Below are 16,915 nucleotides of genomic sequence, written 5' to 3' on the forward strand. Positions count from 1 at the left end.
CAAATCACCTATCCGTCTCCCCGAGGCACATGTCCACCGAGCCCATAATGGCGGGCACATCCGCGATCTTATATCCGATTAGCATCGCCGGCGCTGCTGAAACGGTCACGAAGATGGGGCTCCTGACTTTTAGTCGATAAGGTCGGTCATCACCGTTGCCAATCACGTACATGAACCCTTCTCCACGCGGATCCTCCACATGGGCCCATGCTGTCTTTCCTTTAGGAGCATAGCGTGGAGGCTTGACGCGTATGGGTCCTTTGGGCATTTTCTTTATGCATTGGCGGATGATATTGCAGGATTCGCGCATCTCATCCATCCTTACACGATAGCGCGCGTAAGCATCGCATCCCTTCTCCACGCAGACGTTCCACTCAATCTGGTCATACATCTCATAGGGGTCGTCGCGGCGAACATCATAATCCACACCGCTACCCCTTAGGTTTGGCCCCGTGACCCCTAGGTTCTTGGCCTTTTCTGGATCTAAGTATCCCACGTCCTCCATCCTCATGCGGAACACGGTGCTCTGGTCGCATAGAGCCTCGAGGTCGCAAATGCGCTTCTCGAAGTGGTTGAGGACCCGCGTGAAATCGCGCTCAAAGTTAGCGGGGACGTCGTTGCGAACGCCGCCGATGCGGGGATAATTATACGTCATTCTGGCGCCACAAAGATTCTGCATGAGGTCCAGGAATAGCTCCCTCTCTCTCACGGCGTAGAGAAAGACAGTGTAAGAACCAAGGTCTGTGCCCAACGCCGCGAGCCACATCAAGTGGCTTCCTATCCTTTGCGCCTCCAAGACGATGGTGCGTATCCATTTAGCGCGCTCTGGAACCTCGACCTCTAAGAGATTCTCCATGGTTAGGCAATAAAGATGGCTCCAGCTCATGGAAGCACCATAACAGAGTCTGTCCGCCATGGGAATGATCTGTGGGAACCTCCTATTCTCGGTGAGCTTTTCCCATCCTCGATGCAGGTACCCTATAACTGGCTCAGCCTCGGTCATGGTCTCCCCATCTACCTTGACCCTAAGGTTCCATAACCCATGAGTCATAGGGTGCTGCGGACCCATGTTCAGCCACATCTCGGCCATCTCAGACCCTCCTTCCTGAAACGAAATCCTTTCTGAATGGGAAGACCTGGGTGCCCTCGGGATTTAATAATCGCTCTAACTTGGGATGGCCTTTGAAGACAATGCCGAACATGTCCCAGGTCTCACGCTCATGCCAATTAGCGCCTCCCCAGAGGGAAGAGATAGAGTCGATCTCAGGCTTATCCCGCGGTAGGTCAACCACCAATTCCGCCGTGACGTTGTTGGCGTATGAGGTTATGTGGTAAACCACCTGCATCTTGTTCTCTGCCAGCCAATCCACACCCGTGACGCAGGTAACATGCTCGAAGTCCTGATTTTCCTTCATAAAAGTAGCCAGTTTAAGGATCACATCCTTATCTACCTGCGCATACAGACGGTTGCGCGTGGCTTTGGTGATAGTTACGCCTTGAGGAAATCTCTGCGAGATCTCCTGTGCAAGTATCTCTCCGGTCTTGCCCCCTGGGGCCAATCCGCTCCTTTGCCTCATTTTAGCACCTCAGCCTTCCAGGAAGGTACCCCTCATCTGTTTGTTGATCAGCTTGTGCAATTTCATGAAACCGTCTATCATAGCTTCTGGCCTGGGAGGGCAGCCAGGTATGTAAACATCAACGGGTATGAAGGTGTCAACACCTTGGACTGTATTATGGGAGTCGTACCATGGACCTCCTGATATGGCGCACTCTCCCATGGCCACTACCCATCTGGGCTCGGCCATTTGCTCATACAACCTCCTCAGGTCCGGTCTGAGCTTGGCTGTTATCCATCCATTGACTAAAAGCACTTCGCATTGTCGCGGAGAGGAACGATATATCATGCCCAGCCTCTCAGCATCGAAGCGCGGCCCTGAAGCGGCGGCCATCTCCAGGGCGCAGCAGGCAATGCCGAAGTGCAGCGGCACGGTAGCATTCCTTATGGCCCAGCTCCAGATGGGAGCGGTGATCTTATCCACGGCCTTCTTGACTCCGGTGTACCTCATCAACTGCTCCATCAAATCCGTCGACCAGGCCATGAATTCAGCTGAGGTCATCGCGACCGCATGGGGAGCTAACCTCAAATCCATAGTATCTTCTCCTTTTTCAGTGCATAAGTGACCCCAACCAAGAGGGTCCCGAGGAATATGACCATGTACCAGCGAGACGCATCCGATAGCTCAGAGAACGCCAAGGCCCAAATCATGAGGAAAACGGTCACGATATCAAAAATCACGAAAATAATAGCATACAGATAGAACTGTACATGGAACTGAATTTGTCCATGACCGATAGGTTGCTCACCGCACTCGTATGTCATACGTTTCTGGGGCAGATAGCGGTTCGGTCGGAAGAACCTGGAGACCCAGAAAGCGAGCGCAGGGAACAAGATGGCTATCAGCGCAAAGACGGCCACCGGAAAGTAATCATCTAGGAGCATTAGAGGGGCAATATTGTAGCAATATTTAAACCTTTAATCAATGTGCTGGCTGGTCTTAAAAGCAAGACAATTTCATCAACTCTTCACGGTTTTTCATGATATTAATCAAGATCAAAGATCTAAAGCAAAACTCTAAAAAATACGGCTCCAGATTTAACGGCGTTTCATATCCTGACGCCCGAAGCAACGGGCACAGCGAATCTCTCATGATAAAATAGTTATCACACTTTGACTTCCTTTCTATCAAGATGAATATGGAGCATGTGAAGCGCGTGGCTATTCTAGCCGAGGACGATTATGAGGATGTTGAGCTTTGGTATCCTTTTTATCGCTTGAAAGAGGAGGGTCATGAGGTCATCGTACTGGGCCCAAAGAGAAAACAATCATACCTAAGCAAGCATGGTTATGAAGTGCAGATAGACAGAAATGTAGAGGAAGTCAGCGCGGATGATCTTGATGCTATCATAATCCCGGGAGGCTTTGCTCCAGATCGGTTGCGTCGCCACGCCGCGGTGAATGAGTTGGTACGTCGTATGTTTAGAGAAGGAAAGATAGTGGCTGCCATATGCCATGGACCCTCGGTGCTCATTTCTGCGAACGTCTTGAAAGGGAAGAAGGTGACCTGCTTCATGTCCATCAAGGACGATGTGATGAACGCGGGGGCGCGCTTTAAGGACGAACCAGTGGTGGTCGATGACAATCTTATAACCTCTCGCTATCCCAAGGATCTTCCTGACTTCATGAGGGCCGTACTCACGGCTCTGCGATGACTTTAATAGGCCAGAAGGTGGTGAGAGAAGGACTGCTAAAGTGCAGTCTAAGGGCCATTAGATTTTATAACCAGAGCTAATAAGAATAAAGAGATGATGTCCAGCATTTTTCACATTTACAGCTCCACTATCTCGACACTGCCTAAAAGACGCATTCCATTTTTTTAAATACCCTCTTTGAGATAGCTCACCTTGCCAGGGAGTTCCTGGCAGGCGGACACTCATGAGGGTAGGGTTCATTGGCGCAGGAAACATGGCAGAGGCTCTGATGAAGGGAATAATCTCCGCAGGAGTAAGCTCTAAAGAGGAAATATTGGCAGGAGAGGTCATAAAGGAACGTAGGGAATACATCGCCAGGAGCCTTGGGGTTAGGGTGACAGATGACAATGTCGAGGTCGCGCGCTTTACGCAGGTGCTCATCCTGGCGGTCAAGCCGCAGCAGATGCCAACAGTGTTGGAGGAGCTTAAGCCCTATCTTACCCCCGAGCATCTTGTCATAAGCATAGCAGCTGGAATCCGTTTAGGCTATATCGAATCCCGCCTCAACGCGGGGGTTAGAGTGGTCAGAGTAATGCCTAATCAGCCCTGCATGGTAGGTGCTTCCGCATCGGCCTTCTCCCAAGGCAAGCACTCCAAGGCTGAGGATAGGGAAATTGTGCTGCGCATACTCCAATCCGTAGGCATAGCCTTTTCAGTGGAGGAGAAGCTTCTCGATGCGGTCACGGGACTATCAGGCAGCGGTCCCGCTTTCATTTATCTGGTCATCGAAGCCATGGCTGACGGAGGTGTCCTGGCCGGGCTTCCTAGGGATGTGGCTGTAAAGCTCGCAGCCCAAACCGTTCTAGGGGCCGCCAAGACCATACTCGAAACCAATATCCATCCCGGAGCAGCCAAGGATATGGTGGCTTCGCCTGCAGGCACCACCATTGAAGGCTTGCGGGTGTTGGAGGAAGCGGGGGTCAGAGGGGCTTTCATCGACGCAGTGGAGGCGGCGGCCAGACGGAGCTTGGAGTTAGGAGAAAAAGGTTAGAGGGCTGAGGAAAAGAGTCGGCTGAAAGGGGTTTGAGCAGGCATGCGCAGAGTGAGAATAGAAATTCAACCCTGCTTTTCCACCTGCCTGCAATGGCAGTAGGCGAAGGAGTACATAGAGCCCTCGCAGCTGCCATCACGATCTCTGTCTCTTATGTTAAGCCTTGTCGAGTCTCTGTCACCTGAGCAATCTCCACAGGAACCGTCCTGCAGCATATCCTTCTGTTTTGTCTGATCACAGTCACCCAGACCCGCACCAGCGGCCAATGCTGGAAGGGCGAGCAGGGAGAAGGCGGCCAGCGCCACCGTTCCTAGGATGGCCATTTTCATCACTTTAGAGGTCATTTGTTTCACCTCCATTGAGTATCTCACCCGGAGTGCCATCTTCTTTGTGGCTCAAGTTCCGAACCGATTAGCGCAAGATTCGAACCGTGCTCTTAGGAGAGGATCAATAATACGAATGTCACAGCCGCCATCAGAATGCTGAAAGACAAAATCAAGAAGGCCTTTCCATTCATCTTCGCTCTCATTCCATTTTCATCTCAGGACTTATTCCCTTTTCGTTACGATTATCACCTCGCGAAATATCGCTAATTCAATGACCTAAATCGATGCCTAAGATTAGGCTGTGGATCGAAATCTCACCACTGCCGAGCAAAGTGAAAATTTTCCCTTTGGGCTGCGCTAAGTGTAGGCTGATGGAAGTCGCCGCCCACACCGCCGTAGAAGAGTCTGGTGTGGATGCCGAGGTGATCAAGATCTAAGATACCATCCTCGTGCGGGAGCATAGGGTGATGGCCCAGCCTGCGCCATTCACACATGGTGTACTTGAGGTGGCAGGGAGGATGCCAAGCGTGGAAGAGATAAAGGGAAGGCTGAGCGAGGAAAACAACGTCAGCGGAGGTAAAAGTAGCGCTGGCGAAGAATACCAGCTACCTCTTCCTTTTCTTCTCTTTGATCAAACCCATCACAGCCCTAGGAACGCTCCTCACTATGCCAGGGCTCTGCCATTCTAGATCTCTCTTGCGGCAGATGGTGGACTCCATCAGCTCCCTCCCTCTTTCGCGCAGCTCCTCTAGCATCTTAGCTCTAAAACTTTCGTCGCCAGATGATAATGCCCGATCGATATCTCGCATCATCTGGCGTGCTTGGTCCGTGCGCTCCATGCGGCATTTTAACTCCTCCTTATCGATGAGGCCGCACTCATGACGGGCGAGGTTCAGGGCGTCTGCGGCGTCATAGGAAGTCTCCACGATCTCATCTCTCGTCATCCACACCGTCTCGTAGGATAGCACGTGCTTCCATGAGGGCGAGGCCAAGCGCATGCGATGCTCTTCCAGGGTGCGCGCGAAGAGTCTGTATCCCACCTCATCAGGATGTTCGAAGGCGTAGCTGCCAGGATCTAAGAAGGGGGCGAGAGGGGATTCGAAGACCAAGAGCCGCATATCGTGGGAGGTGATCTCGTGCAATCGTTTCGCATAACGCGCAGAATCCAAGGCACTGTCCCTATTCTGCTGGGGCAAGCCGATCATGAAGAAAATATCGAAGCGCTCGCATCCGTTCTCCAAGGCCAGCTGCACGCTCTTCTCCAGGGATGGGGTGTCGAATCTCCTGCCCAAGGCGTAACGAACCCTTTCATCGTGCGAATCCGGCGAGAACTCTATCGAGTAGCGTTGGAAGGAGGATGACGCTCTCTCGAAGAACCATTTATCCGCAGGCGTGAATAATTCCAACACCACTGGATTTTCAATCCGCAACTTCTTGACTTCAGAGAAGAACTTTTCGGCATACTTCATCCCTCCAGCCCTGACATCTCCTACGACGAACGTAGGCGCTTTGAGGTAGTCCTCTATATGCTTTATGTCCTGGGCCACCTGCTCGGGCGAACGAAATGCCGGTCGCTGTCGGCATAGGAAACCTCGCATGGCCGCATTACAGCCACCGCAAACCAGACACTTCTGCGCACAACCTCGCACGGTGAAGGCAGCGGTCAGGGGATAACGGTCCCAGTCCTTGAACGGTTTGTGGCCTTCGAGGTCGCGGTGCCTAATGACTGATCGGATCATCCATCCATAGTCTATATCCAGATAATCCAAATCTTCAGGAACGTAGCTAATAGGGTTAGAATGCACACCCCTCTCATCCTTCCACGTGAGATTTCTTACCTTATTGAGCTCATCGCCTTCTTCAAGAGCTTCCAGCAATTCTGCCACTGGCGCCTCGGTGGAATCACCCTTTAGTATTAGATCCACCTGGGGATATAGTATCAATTCCTGATGATAATAGGTGCTCGAATATCCACCGAAGAGGATTTTAGAGCCAGGGTGCAGGCGCCTTATGATCTCAGCTATAGCCAGCGCTCCATGAGCGTGCGGAAGCCAATGCAGGTCGAGGCCAAATACCTTGGACTTGATCCGTCCCAGGAAGGCTTCCACGTCCAGATCAGGATCGTTCAACATCATGCTGGCTAGGTTCACTATGCGTACCTTATATCCCAGACGGTGAAGGTGTGCGGCGATGGTCATGAAGCCGAAAGGATACATCTCGAACACCGGTGTTGACGGGACCAAGTCCGAGACGGGCCCATAGAACAGGAATTCCTTTCGGAAATCGTACACACTCGGCGCATGCACAAGCACAAGGTCCTGTTCCGCCACGTTAGCTCACCTCAGGAACGAGCGGAAAGGGAGGTTGCATTATTATAATCATGCCTAACTCTGCTTAGTCTCTTCTTTTCATAGATATTCATCTATCCTCATCTCAGTACGCTTATCTTACGGAGTTTGCCTGTACCTGCACAGCAATAGGAAAGAGGGGCCAAGCTTCGAAATGCGGATAGAAGTAAGCACCGGAATGCCAAAAGGAGCTACTGAGTAACAAGTCAAGAGTCACTTGCCAAAGCGGCGCTGCCTCAGCTGATAGGAGCGGATAGCCCTTAAGAAGTCCACATGCCTGAAGCCCGGCCAGTATACATCCGTGAAGTACAGCTCGGAATATGCCATCTGCCAAAGAAGGAAATTGGAAACGCGCTCCTCCCCCGAGGTGCGCAACATGAGATCAGGGTCGGGGAAATCCGCCGTATATAGATATTTGGAGACAGTGTCCTCACTTATATCGTCCAGGGACAATTTTCCCTCCTTGACGTCCTGGGCGATGCGCTTCACGGCGTTGATGATCTCCTGGCGACTGCCATATGCGATGGCGATGTTGTAGAAGTAATTGCTATAGCCCGCGGTCTTGCCCTCGGCATACCGTATGGCCTCTTGCACCTTAGGGGGAAGGAGCTCTCTCTGTCCCAGCACGGTAAGCTTGATCCCGTGCTTATGGATGCGCTCATCATCGCCTAGCTTGTAGAAATTCTCCTCGAACATGCGCATCAGATAATCCACTTCCTCCTTCTCCCGCTTCAGGTTCTCGGTGCTGAAGGCATAGACAGTGAGGATCTTGATACCCAACTCCAAGCACCACTCCATGACCTCTTCCAGCTTATCCTTGCCTTTAGCGTGTCCCTCTTCGGGGCGCAGGCCGAACTCGCGAGCGAAGCGGCGATTTCCATCCATGATTATGGCGATGTGCTTGGGTATGGGGGCTTCCTGGACCTCCTTGAGCAATCGCTTCTCATAGGTCTGATAGGCAGTGTTGGCGATCACCCTAGTAATCTCATTCTTCATGGTGTAAGCCCCCCAAATGCATCTTAATCCTTTACGTTCATCCTCATCAATCTCGGCCCCTGATATCTATTTTTCCTGCTGCCCTGCATTTTGGAGGATGAATGGGCTAGATCGTGCATCAGGCGTTGGGTGCCTTAAAGGTCCTCAGGTAGCCCCGCGGCCCTAACGCCCATATCGTGGCATCCGATACCAGCGACCGCCCCTATGGCCCCTCTCGGCCCAGTTATTTCTACCAGTTCCACTCCACCCTCTCTCGCCGCGCGATGAGCGTCATGCAGGGTTAGGACTTCACGCTTAGCCCTCAATCCATATTCCTCCACCACTTGGGGGACGCGCAGCCCTTTCATGACCGCGAGAACCGTATTCTCTGAGAGTGTGCCCTTTTTCAAATAAGTGATGAAATGCTCTCTAAGGATTTCGAAATCTCTCTCCCTGACCGCGAACGAAACACCCACTGCCACGCATTGAGTGGTCTTTTCTTTGACGTTGGGGTTGAGTTGCACGATGCGGTGCTCCAGCATATGTCCCACAGGTGCCTCTCGGGCAGCCTTCAGCATCAACACCCAAGAGGCTCCCTTCTCCTTGGTGTCTGTGTCATCCACGGCGAATATGGCCCTTATCATCTTAGGGGTGGAGATGGTGACCTCAATCTTGTTCGCCCCACCTACTTTCGCATCCTCGGGGTACAACGTCTCAATCACCCCCGGTGCTTGAGGAAGGCACGCGCCGATGCCTACGCTGGCTCCTGCAAGTCCCACCCACGTGGTCTTCACTACTTCCCCTTCCACAGTCACTCCTTTCAGCCCTTGCCCTCCGAGGTCCTTGGAAGCCGGTCCGAAGCGCACCTCCCTCTCCCCGATAACGGCGTCCATTATCAACGTGGTGCCGTCAAGGCGGATGTCAGTTATGGCCCCGCCCGCTCTCTTGCGATTCATGAAATCCCATTCCACAGGGCCTTTGGCGGAACACTCTTCTACGATTCTGGCTATACCTGCTTCTTCGTCGACCATGGTGTATATCCCGCGGCAGAAGAGCTTACCGAACTTCAGGCTGACATCCTCAGGTCTAAGGATTTGGCTCATGGAGATCCCGACCCGCCCAGATTGAGATATCGAGTCTTATTAATTGTGGCCCAGCTCCAGGTGTCTTGAGGAGACATCAGCTAGGGGGAGCATGAGCGTCTCCTTCTCCCGCGATTCGTAAAATAAATATCGACCTTTAATGCAGATGAGGCGGCCCGAGTGAGGGCCAGTGGGAGGGACCTTTGCTGGAGCGCACTCCACCTCCCTCAGCTCCTCCAATCCAGGATAGCCATCGAGAAGGATAAGAGAGTCCTCCAGCAGCGCATAAATCCCATCTAGGCGGGACAATATCTCTTGATGCTTCGCTCGCAGCTCATAGGGACGAGGACTCTTTAGGACCTCATTGGCCATTGTCTCTGCCCTAACCCTCTGCGGCAATCCCAACAGGGCTGAGATATGCTTCTCTGCCTTCCTCGCCTCCATTCGATTGGGTAACCTTACCAGCTTGGCCACGGCATCAGCCCCTTGCTCTATCGACCTCTCCACTAGCCTGGAGCCTGCGGTCATACCTATCTTGACCACATCGCCGAAAAAGGTGGCATAGACTACATGCTCCTTGCGGCAGAGGGGGGAGTCGCACATATCACCGGCACACTTAGGCTCGAATATGCATTCTTGTATTGGTATCCATGTGCTGGCGCAGGACCTGCATTGAGCAAATGGACCATCTAACCTGGCACGGTCAGGGCAGGGCACATATCTTCCTTCTTGGAAGCGCCCAATGCAGAAGCGCTCCTCCTCCACGCTCATCTCAAACCGAGAGAGCTCCTTTACCAGTTCCAGATCCTGCATCGATTCTGTCTCCACATCATACACGGCAAGCCTCGGCCTGAACCCTTCCCAATAGTATGCCAGGGCGTGCAAGGAGTGCCAACACTCAAAACCTCCTTTGAGCAGGCGATCGCCACGGACGAACATCGGTCCTTCTTCAACTTGGGTGATATTCAATCTATCGGAAGGGGCATCGAATCCTCAAAGGAGTCTTGGTTAAAAGCCTCAATCCCGCTCTATTATTTCTTCTGTCTGTTCCTCAGGCCTCTCCGCCCTCCTAATGTAGTTAGGAGGGACCTCTTGAGTCAAGAAGACTGTCCTTCCTGCCCTCTGAATGACTATACCGTCTTGGACGGCCTTCTTGGAGTCTATCTCAAGGATCACCGGGCTATCGGTCCTCACCAATCCCGCATTGAGTGCATCGTTATAGGTTCTGGAAAGATGCACCAGCTTGCGGTCCGAAGGCTTGAGCCCAGTTTCTAGAAGGATATCCGCCTCTTCTGGGGTGGTGGGATAGTAGAGCAAATCGGGGATGTTATCGGTAGGCAGATTCAGTTCCAGGGGAAGGGAGTGGCCGTAGGTGGCGCGGATCATGTCGTTGCTGATCTGGTACCTTCCCTTAGGGTCAGTCTCGACTATAGCAATGATGTGATGAGGTCTTACCCAGTGGTAGCGCTCTCTCTGCCTCTTCAGCGCGGCGATGAAGTCCCTCAGACTGACGAATCCTTGAGAATCCATGGTCAGCCCGAACTTCTCTGGGAAATGTCTCAAGGCCCCAGCCATGGTTCGGCCTATCTGCTCCAATTCCTGATCATTCATCAGGAATCTTCCAGCTTCGCCACATACAGGGCATAGGTCGCCGCGGAAATATCCATGCTCAGCGCATTCACGCAACATTCGCGGTGAAATAGCCTGTTCGTTTTAAATGTTTGCCGTCCTGCGGTAGGCCGGGTATCACATACAGCAGCGTCGGGACTGGGATGCGGCCTTTGCTTCATCTCCTCCTCATGGTCCAAATGCTCCTGCTCCTTTGGCCCTTGGTTTGTGGTCGTTTGACTCGGCCAGTGAGAAGGATATCCTTCTTGAAGAGAGATACGGCCACGAACATGGCGGCTAAGGCGAATATCACCTCATATGCTATGCCCAGCAACACTATTCCCACCTCCCCAAACATGAGGGAATTGATGGCGATTATAGGTTGAGAAAAGGGAATGGCGAAGACCAGTATCTTCGCTACCAGGGGAAGGGTGTCGAAATCGCTGAACATCAGTATGAACATGGGGATGAGCGCTAGCATGGTGATGGGAAGGGTCATGGATTGAGCAGCCTTGTAGTTCTTGGTGAATATCCCTAATATCATGCACAAGGCTAGAGCGGAAAGGAGCGCTAGGAAGAGGGATATGCCCACTAGCAGATAGTCCACCAAGTCCAGGTAGATGCCGTACGAGCTCAAATCCAAGGATGATCCCATGGTCAAGGAGGTCATGTAATATCCTAAGCCCATCATGTAGATACCTGCCAGCACCAGACCTACGATGGCCGCGCCGGCGAGCTTGCCGAAGACTATGTAGGTCCTCCTTACAGGCAGGGTGAGCAGGGTCTCCAAGGTCTTGTTCTCCTTCTCATTGCCCATGGACGTGACCACCATGCTGCCGGCGTAAATTATCACCATGACCACGATCAACGGGACGATGAGCCCTTGCCCGCTCATCACTGTGCTTATCTGGGCTGGGCTCACGCCCTCCATCATCTTTCCCTTGAAGACCGTGCTATGCGTCGCGTTTATCGGATTCAGGATAACGTTGGAGTTGTCTGTGAGGCGCGAGTCTATCAGGGCCCTGGATAGGTCGCGGGTGACGGTCTACAGGAGGACATCTGCCGAAGCTGAGGTCATGGTATCCATTATTCCTGCGCCCTTCATGATCCAATAGATCTTAATCACACCCGATTTATTCTCGCTTATATTTCTAGCAAAATCGGGTTGGATGACAAAAAGGGCCACGCCATTCTGGGCTTGCAACTGCGCTACTGCCTCCTCCACATCGGTGCCGTTGTATATGACTTCTGACCTCGATGCGAAGTCGGAGTACACAGCCTGGGAAATATAAGACCCGTCACGGTCTATGATGGCGATCTTGGGAGGCTTGGATATCTCCTCCGTAGCCCCACCGAAGGCATTCCCCAGCATGCCGAATATGACGGCAAAGATTATGATGGGGACCAGTGTCGCAGGAGTTAAAAGCTCCTTGACCTCTTTCTTGATTATATTCCACAGGCTGCTCATCCCACCACCTTCACGAACACATCCTCGATATTATCGGCGGCATAATTGGCCTTCAGCTCGGAAGGCGTACCCGTGGCTACTATCCTGCCATCATCAATCAACGCTATGCGGTCGCACATGAGCTCCACCTCGAGCATGTTGTGCGAAGACAGCAGCACGGTCGTGCCTTGCCTGGCCGCTTCTTTAACAGTGCGGCGAATGGTCTGAGCATTTATGACATCCAACCCTGACGTGAGCTCGTCCAGGATGGCTAATTTGGGCTTTATCATCAGCGCTCTAGCTACCAGCAGCCTGCGCTGCATGCCTTTGGAATATGTATCTATGCGATCGTTCAACCTTTCCCCCAAGCGGGCGATCTCTATTCCTCTCTGCAGCATCTGCTGCTTGTCCTTATCGCCAAAGAAATCGCATATGAAGCGAAGGTATTCGATGCCCTTCATGTTCTTGTATGCTCCCGCATCCTCGGGGAGATAAGAAATTATCTTGCGCACCTCATCCGCCTGCTTAACTAAATCATAGCCGCAGATGCGCACCTCGCCCGAGGTTACTTCCAATAAGGTCGCCAATACCCTTAGGGCCGTGGTTTTACCTGCCCCGTTAGGCCCGATAAGGCCGAACACCTCCCCCTCGTTAACGCTGAAGCTTATGCCTTTGAGCGCCTCAAGCTCACCGTATTTCTTTCTTAGATTGACGACCTCAACAGCAACCATGCGATCGCCTCTTCGAAGGTTCTCAGGAACCCTGATGCGGCGGGTAGACACGGTGGCGCTTCATAAAATTATGCTTTTCATCAAGCTGCGTTCCACGCTTAACGTCTTCGTCCCTTGGCCTTTTCTACCGCCATCTCGGCCGCGCGCACGGTATTGACCATGAGCATGGCCCGGGTCAACAGACCAACGCCTCCAGGCACAGGAGTTATGGCCTTGGCCTTCTTGCTGACCGCTTCGAAATCCACATCCCCCACCAGACGATATCCTTTCTCGGACTTAGGGTCATCCACTCGATTCATCCCCACGTCCACCACCACTGCCCCCTCCTTGACCATATCTGCCCCTATGGCCTTGGGCCTTCCCATGGCCACTATGAGCACATCGGCCTGTCTGGTGAAATAAGAGAGGTCCTTGGTGGCGGAATGGCACACGGTAACGGTAGCGTTGGCCCCGACCCCCTTCTGCATGAGCATCGCGGCCATGGGCTTGCCCACAATGTTGCTGCGCCCCACAATCACCACATGCTTCCCTTCAGGCGAGTTGCCGCTGCGCAGCAAAAGCTCCTTTATGCCTTGTGGGGTACAGGGGAGCATGCCTGGAGACCCCAGCAGCATCTTGCCCACGTTTATGGGGTTGAAACCGTCAACATCCTTATCCGGCTCGATGCGCTCCATGACCTTGGCCTCGGCGATATGGCGCGGTAGTGGCATCTGCACCAGGACGCCATGGATCTTAGGATCGGCCTGCAGGTAATCCAGATTTCGCAGCAACTCTTCCTCGGACACCGTCTCAGGGAGATTCAGCTGTTTGCTGTTTATGCCCAATTCCCGGCATTCCTTGGTCTTCATGCTCACGTATACCTTGGAGGCTGGATCCTCACCCACCAGCACCACGCCTAAGCCCGGCGTATTCCCTGACAAGTGAAGTCGCATAACTCTCTCCTTCAGCTCTGCCTTAATCTGTGCCGCTATCCTGCCGCAATCGATAACCTGTGCAGGCATCCCATCTCCTCTTGAGTATAAAGATGAATGAGGAGCTATTACTTTATTGGTTCTCTATCGGTGATACCTGTGTACCTCAATGCATAGCAACTAATCATTCCTCTAGCATATCTCTCCAAAGGCTGCTTTAGAATTGATATTTATAGGGTCGTCTGATACCGTTATCCGCTTTGACCTTTGTTGAGGTGCCTCCGTGAAGACAAACATCGAGATCGCTCAGGCCGCCAAGTGTCTGCCTATCGAGGAAGTGGCCAGCAAGATAGGCCTATCCCCGGATGATCTGCAGCGCTACGGGAAATATGCCGCCAAGATACCCTTGGAAGTTCTGCGCCGCTTTGAGGATAGGCCCAATGGAAAGCTCATCGTCACCACGGCCGTCACCCCTACTCCCGCGGGGGAAGGCAAGACCGTAACCACCATAGGCCTTGTTCAGGGTTTGGGGAAATTGAACCGCCGGGTTATCGGCGCCTTGCGCCAGCCTTCCTTAGGCCCGGTATTCGGAACCAAAGGCGGAGCCACGGGAGGAGGCAGGTCACAAGTATATCCCATGTGGGAGATAGACCTTCACTTCACAGGTGACATCCATGCGGTGGGGGCGGCCCATAATCTGTTATCAGCCATAATCGAGAACCATGTTAACCGCAAGAATGAGCTGAATATCGATCCTACCCGCATCATCTGGAAGAAGGCCATAGACATGAACTGCCGGGAGCTGAGGCAGATAATCGTGGGTTTGGGGGGAAGAGGGGAAGGAGGCGTGCCGCATGAATCAGGTTTCATTATTACCGCTGCTTCTGAGATAAGCGCCATCTTGGCCTTGTCCACATCTATGCAAGACCTCAAGGAGCGGCTGGGGCGCATGATCGTGGCCTATACCTATGATAAGAAACCGGTGTATGCCAAGCAACTGGGATGCATAGGGGCTATGGCTCTGCTTTTGCGCGAGGCTATCAAGCCCAACATCGTCCAGACACTGGAAGGTGAGCCCATGTTCATACATGGCTTCCCCTTCGCCAACATCGCGCATGGCAATAATTCGTTGTTAGCCACCAAATACGCCCTCAAATTGGCGGATTACGTGGTCACAGAGGCAGGTTTCGGGACTGATCTAGGTGCAGAAAAATTCTTTAACATAGTCTGCCGCGTGGGTGGTCTGAGGCCGGACTGCGCGGTGCTAGTAGCCTCGATTAGGGCTCTCAAGATGCATGGAGGATGCCCCTTGGAGAAATGTGAGGTCAAGAACCTAGAGGCCCTGGAAAGAGGCCTGGCCAATCTAGAGAGGCATGTGCTCAACGTGCGCAAGTATGGCGTTCCAGTGGTGGTGGCCATCAATCATTTCCAGACCGATACGGTAGAGGAAGTGGAGCTGGTGATGCAGCATTGCCGTCGTCTTGGTGTGCGCTCTGCCGTCTCTTTCGTCTTCGATCAGGGCGGAGAGGGCGGCGTGCAATTGGCCCATCAAGTATTGGAGGCCATCGAGAAGGATCAGAACTCCTTCAAATTCTTGTACGACTTGAACATGCCCATCCGCAAGAAGATCGAGACGGTGGCCAGGGAGATGTATGGCGCGGGGGAGATCAAATTCCACGCTGAGGCTGAGAAAGACCTGGAATGGATAGAGAAGAACGGCTACGGAGGGCTGCCGGTGTGCATAGCTAAGACCCAGCATTCAGTTACCGACGACCCCAAGATCAAAGGCGCTCCCATGGGCTGGACTCTGACTGTGAAGGAGGTGCAGGTATCCGCCGGGGCAGGCTTCGTGGTGGCCATTTGCGGGGACATCATGTTGATACCGGGTCTGCCTGCCAGGCCTAACGCTTTGGACATGGATGTGTTCGACGACGGCAGGATCGTGGGTCTGAATTAAGCATGATTGAATAAAAGGCAATGTACGCTCTAGGCCTGGCCTTTTTTCTCCTCATCTCTTTCGAAAGCTGCGACGAAAAACGTCAATATAGGAATTCGCTCAAGCTGCAAGGAAACGTGTCCTCTCTCGTTAAACTAGATTGAGGTGTTAATGCATATTTTAAATGAAGCGTTTAAGTCCTCATTGATTTTTGAACGCTTGTCGCCCAGAATCCAATTCTATATTTTATCTGAGCTTGAGATTCTCTGCGACCGTTGTTTGGCAGCACGAAATTCCACTGCCTAATCTTCTAAAAATCCCTCCTCGCCTTACTTGCATCCCTGAAAGGGCGCTAAGATGCATCTCAATTCTTAAATCGAGCTTACCATTTCTTCATCTTTTCCAGGCCTCGGCTATCTCCTGCATAGTCAAGAACTCCATGCCCTCCTCCCTCACTCCCTGTAGGACTCGGCGCAGGTTGTGGAGGTTAGCCTTTGTCGAGGCTTCATCCAATATACCGCGATTATAAGTTTCTACCAAATGCCAGCTATGGGTGGCTAGGACCAATACGCCATGGTGTACTGAGGCCGCCAAGCGGCGGTAGTCCTCCGGTGCCCTTCTCCCTTCGTGCATGGGCCAGAGATATGAGACAATCTTTCTCCCGGCCAAGTCCATGGCGCTCGCAAGAGGTATCTCCAGCAGCTCCCCCGCCACCTTAAAAGGTCTGATGCTCCCCTCATCATCGATAGGCCTGGTGAAAGAGGAATCATAAGCGAAACCTTTCTTATGAAGTAGATAGAGCGTCCTTTGGTCGATATGTTGGTATGGAGCACGGAAGCCTTGAGGCTCGAGGGAGAATACTTCTTTAACAATCTCCTTGGAGCGGTCCAGCATTTCTGAGATTTCCCAGCCTGTGAGCGGTAGACCTGTGGATTCACCAGTTATATCTTCATGGCACACCCCATGACATGCCACTTCATGGCGGGAGAGCAGTTTCCTTACATCCATCTCTCTGGCCAAGTGGATAAGGGTCTCGCCTTCCAGGAAGAAGGTGGCCCTTATGCCCAACTCTGAAAGCAAGTCCACGGCCAGACAAAGGCCTTTGGCCGAGGAGGAGAATCTCGCCTCTAACCTATCTCTCTCGGGGCATTTGGAGCACGCCTCCTTCTTGCCTGGTGCAGGGAGGTTCACGTCCCTGTCCACATCCAAGGTGAAGGCCGCTACCCTCATGATACTCTAATCGAAGGAAAG

At 52.7% G+C, this 16,915-nt stretch carries 19 protein-coding genes; 4 read left to right on the top strand and 15 right to left on the bottom strand.

All coding sequences use genetic code 11. From position 1 onward, the window contains the following. Positions 1-4 precede the first annotated feature (4 nt). Genes QW520_03260 through QW520_03275 form a run of 4 tightly spaced genes read right to left on the bottom strand, consistent with a single transcriptional unit; the run spans position 5 to position 2,500 of the window. Positions 5-1,090 carry an NADH-quinone oxidoreductase subunit D gene (locus QW520_03260; GenBank protein ID MEM0448823.1) on the bottom strand — a complete coding sequence of 362 codons (1,086 nt, stop codon included), beginning with the start codon at positions 1,088-1,090 and terminating at the stop codon, positions 5-7. Position 1,091: 1 nt separating this feature from the next. After that, positions 1,092-1,577, bottom strand: coding sequence for an NADH-quinone oxidoreductase subunit C (locus QW520_03265; GenBank protein ID MEM0448824.1), 486 nt, complete (start codon positions 1,575-1,577; stop codon positions 1,092-1,094). A 9-nt stretch (positions 1,578-1,586) separates the two neighbouring features. Continuing rightward, positions 1,587-2,150 (bottom strand): NADH-quinone oxidoreductase subunit NuoB, encoded by a 564-nt coding sequence (nuoB, locus tag QW520_03270; GenBank protein ID MEM0448825.1) that lies wholly within the window; start codon positions 2,148-2,150, stop codon positions 1,587-1,589. Then, complete coding sequence (locus QW520_03275) at positions 2,141-2,500, bottom strand: NADH-quinone oxidoreductase subunit A (GenBank protein ID MEM0448826.1); 360 nt, start codon at positions 2,498-2,500, stop codon at positions 2,141-2,143. Before QW520_03275 ends, nuoB begins: the two co-directional genes overlap by 10 nt. A 248-nt stretch (positions 2,501-2,748) precedes the next feature. Between QW520_03275 and QW520_03280 the strand changes: the two genes are divergently transcribed. Both QW520_03280 and proC read left to right on the top strand, forming a co-directional pair. Next, the gene (locus QW520_03280) at positions 2,749-3,270 is read left to right on the top strand and encodes a type 1 glutamine amidotransferase domain-containing protein (protein MEM0448827.1); all 522 of its coding nucleotides are present in this window, start codon (positions 2,749-2,751) and stop codon (positions 3,268-3,270) included. Positions 3,271-3,493: 223 nt separating this feature from the next. Continuing rightward, positions 3,494-4,300, top strand: a complete 807-nt coding sequence (gene proC, locus QW520_03285; protein MEM0448828.1) for a pyrroline-5-carboxylate reductase — start codon at positions 3,494-3,496, stop codon at positions 4,298-4,300. 65 nt (positions 4,301-4,365) lie between these two features. Here the strand turns inward: proC and QW520_03290 are convergent, their stop codons facing one another. Continuing rightward, positions 4,366-4,644, bottom strand: a complete 279-nt coding sequence (locus tag QW520_03290; protein ID MEM0448829.1) for a hypothetical protein — start codon at positions 4,642-4,644, stop codon at positions 4,366-4,368. A gap of 266 nt (positions 4,645-4,910) precedes the next feature. On the opposite strand from QW520_03290, the gene QW520_03295 reads away from it, so the two are divergent. Then, positions 4,911-5,063 carry a thioredoxin family protein gene (locus QW520_03295; GenBank protein ID MEM0448830.1) on the top strand — a complete coding sequence of 51 codons (153 nt, stop codon included), beginning with the start codon at positions 4,911-4,913 and terminating at the stop codon, positions 5,061-5,063. Positions 5,064-5,231: 168 nt separating this feature from the next. On the opposite strand, the gene QW520_03300 is transcribed toward QW520_03295, so the two are convergent. The 9 genes from QW520_03300 to QW520_03340 form a co-directional block, all read right to left on the bottom strand. Continuing rightward, positions 5,232-6,956 carry a TIGR04190 family B12-binding domain/radical SAM domain protein gene (locus QW520_03300; GenBank protein MEM0448831.1) on the bottom strand — a complete coding sequence of 575 codons (1,725 nt, stop codon included), beginning with the start codon at positions 6,954-6,956 and terminating at the stop codon, positions 5,232-5,234. 231 nt (positions 6,957-7,187) lie between these two features. Then, complete coding sequence (gene uppS, locus QW520_03305; GenBank protein MEM0448832.1) at positions 7,188-7,970, bottom strand: polyprenyl diphosphate synthase; 783 nt, start codon at positions 7,968-7,970, stop codon at positions 7,188-7,190. A 134-nt stretch (positions 7,971-8,104) separates the two neighbouring features. After that, entirely contained in the window at positions 8,105-9,052 is a 948-nt protein-coding gene (locus tag QW520_03310) for a DUF1743 domain-containing protein (protein ID MEM0448833.1), read from the bottom strand. Between the two features lie 39 nt (positions 9,053-9,091). Beyond that, on the bottom strand, positions 9,092-9,970 hold the full coding sequence (locus tag QW520_03315; GenBank protein MEM0448834.1) for a DUF2797 domain-containing protein: 879 nt from the start codon (positions 9,968-9,970) through the stop codon (positions 9,092-9,094). A gap of 78 nt (positions 9,971-10,048) precedes the next feature. Next, entirely contained in the window at positions 10,049-10,720 is a 672-nt protein-coding gene (locus tag QW520_03320) for an RNA 2'-phosphotransferase (protein ID MEM0448835.1), read from the bottom strand. Between the two features lie 97 nt (positions 10,721-10,817). After that, positions 10,818-11,573, bottom strand: a complete 756-nt coding sequence (locus QW520_03325; GenBank protein ID MEM0448836.1) for an ABC transporter permease — start codon at positions 11,571-11,573, stop codon at positions 10,818-10,820. 111 nt (positions 11,574-11,684) lie between these two features. Further along, positions 11,685-12,107: an ABC transporter permease gene (locus tag QW520_03330; protein MEM0448837.1), complete on the bottom strand. Its 423-nt coding sequence runs from the start codon at positions 12,105-12,107 to the stop codon at positions 11,685-11,687. Beyond that, complete coding sequence (locus QW520_03335; GenBank protein ID MEM0448838.1) at positions 12,104-12,817, bottom strand: ABC transporter ATP-binding protein; 714 nt, start codon at positions 12,815-12,817, stop codon at positions 12,104-12,106. Before QW520_03335 ends, QW520_03330 begins: the two co-directional genes overlap by 4 nt. A gap of 98 nt (positions 12,818-12,915) precedes the next feature. Beyond that, positions 12,916-13,818: a tetrahydrofolate dehydrogenase/cyclohydrolase catalytic domain-containing protein gene (locus tag QW520_03340; GenBank protein MEM0448839.1), complete on the bottom strand. Its 903-nt coding sequence runs from the start codon at positions 13,816-13,818 to the stop codon at positions 12,916-12,918. A 193-nt stretch (positions 13,819-14,011) separates the two neighbouring features. Between QW520_03340 and QW520_03345 the strand changes: the two genes are divergently transcribed. Further along, complete coding sequence (locus QW520_03345; GenBank protein MEM0448840.1) at positions 14,012-15,685, top strand: formate--tetrahydrofolate ligase; 1,674 nt, start codon at positions 14,012-14,014, stop codon at positions 15,683-15,685. A gap of 372 nt (positions 15,686-16,057) precedes the next feature. On the opposite strand, the gene QW520_03350 is transcribed toward QW520_03345, so the two are convergent. Continuing rightward, entirely contained in the window at positions 16,058-16,894 is an 837-nt protein-coding gene (locus QW520_03350; protein ID MEM0448841.1) for a polysaccharide deacetylase family protein, read from the bottom strand. Positions 16,895-16,915 lie beyond the last annotated feature (21 nt).

The organism is Methanomassiliicoccales archaeon, from assembly GCA_038740345.1.
Lineage (GTDB): Archaea > Thermoplasmatota > Thermoplasmata > Methanomassiliicoccales > UBA472 > JAJRAN01.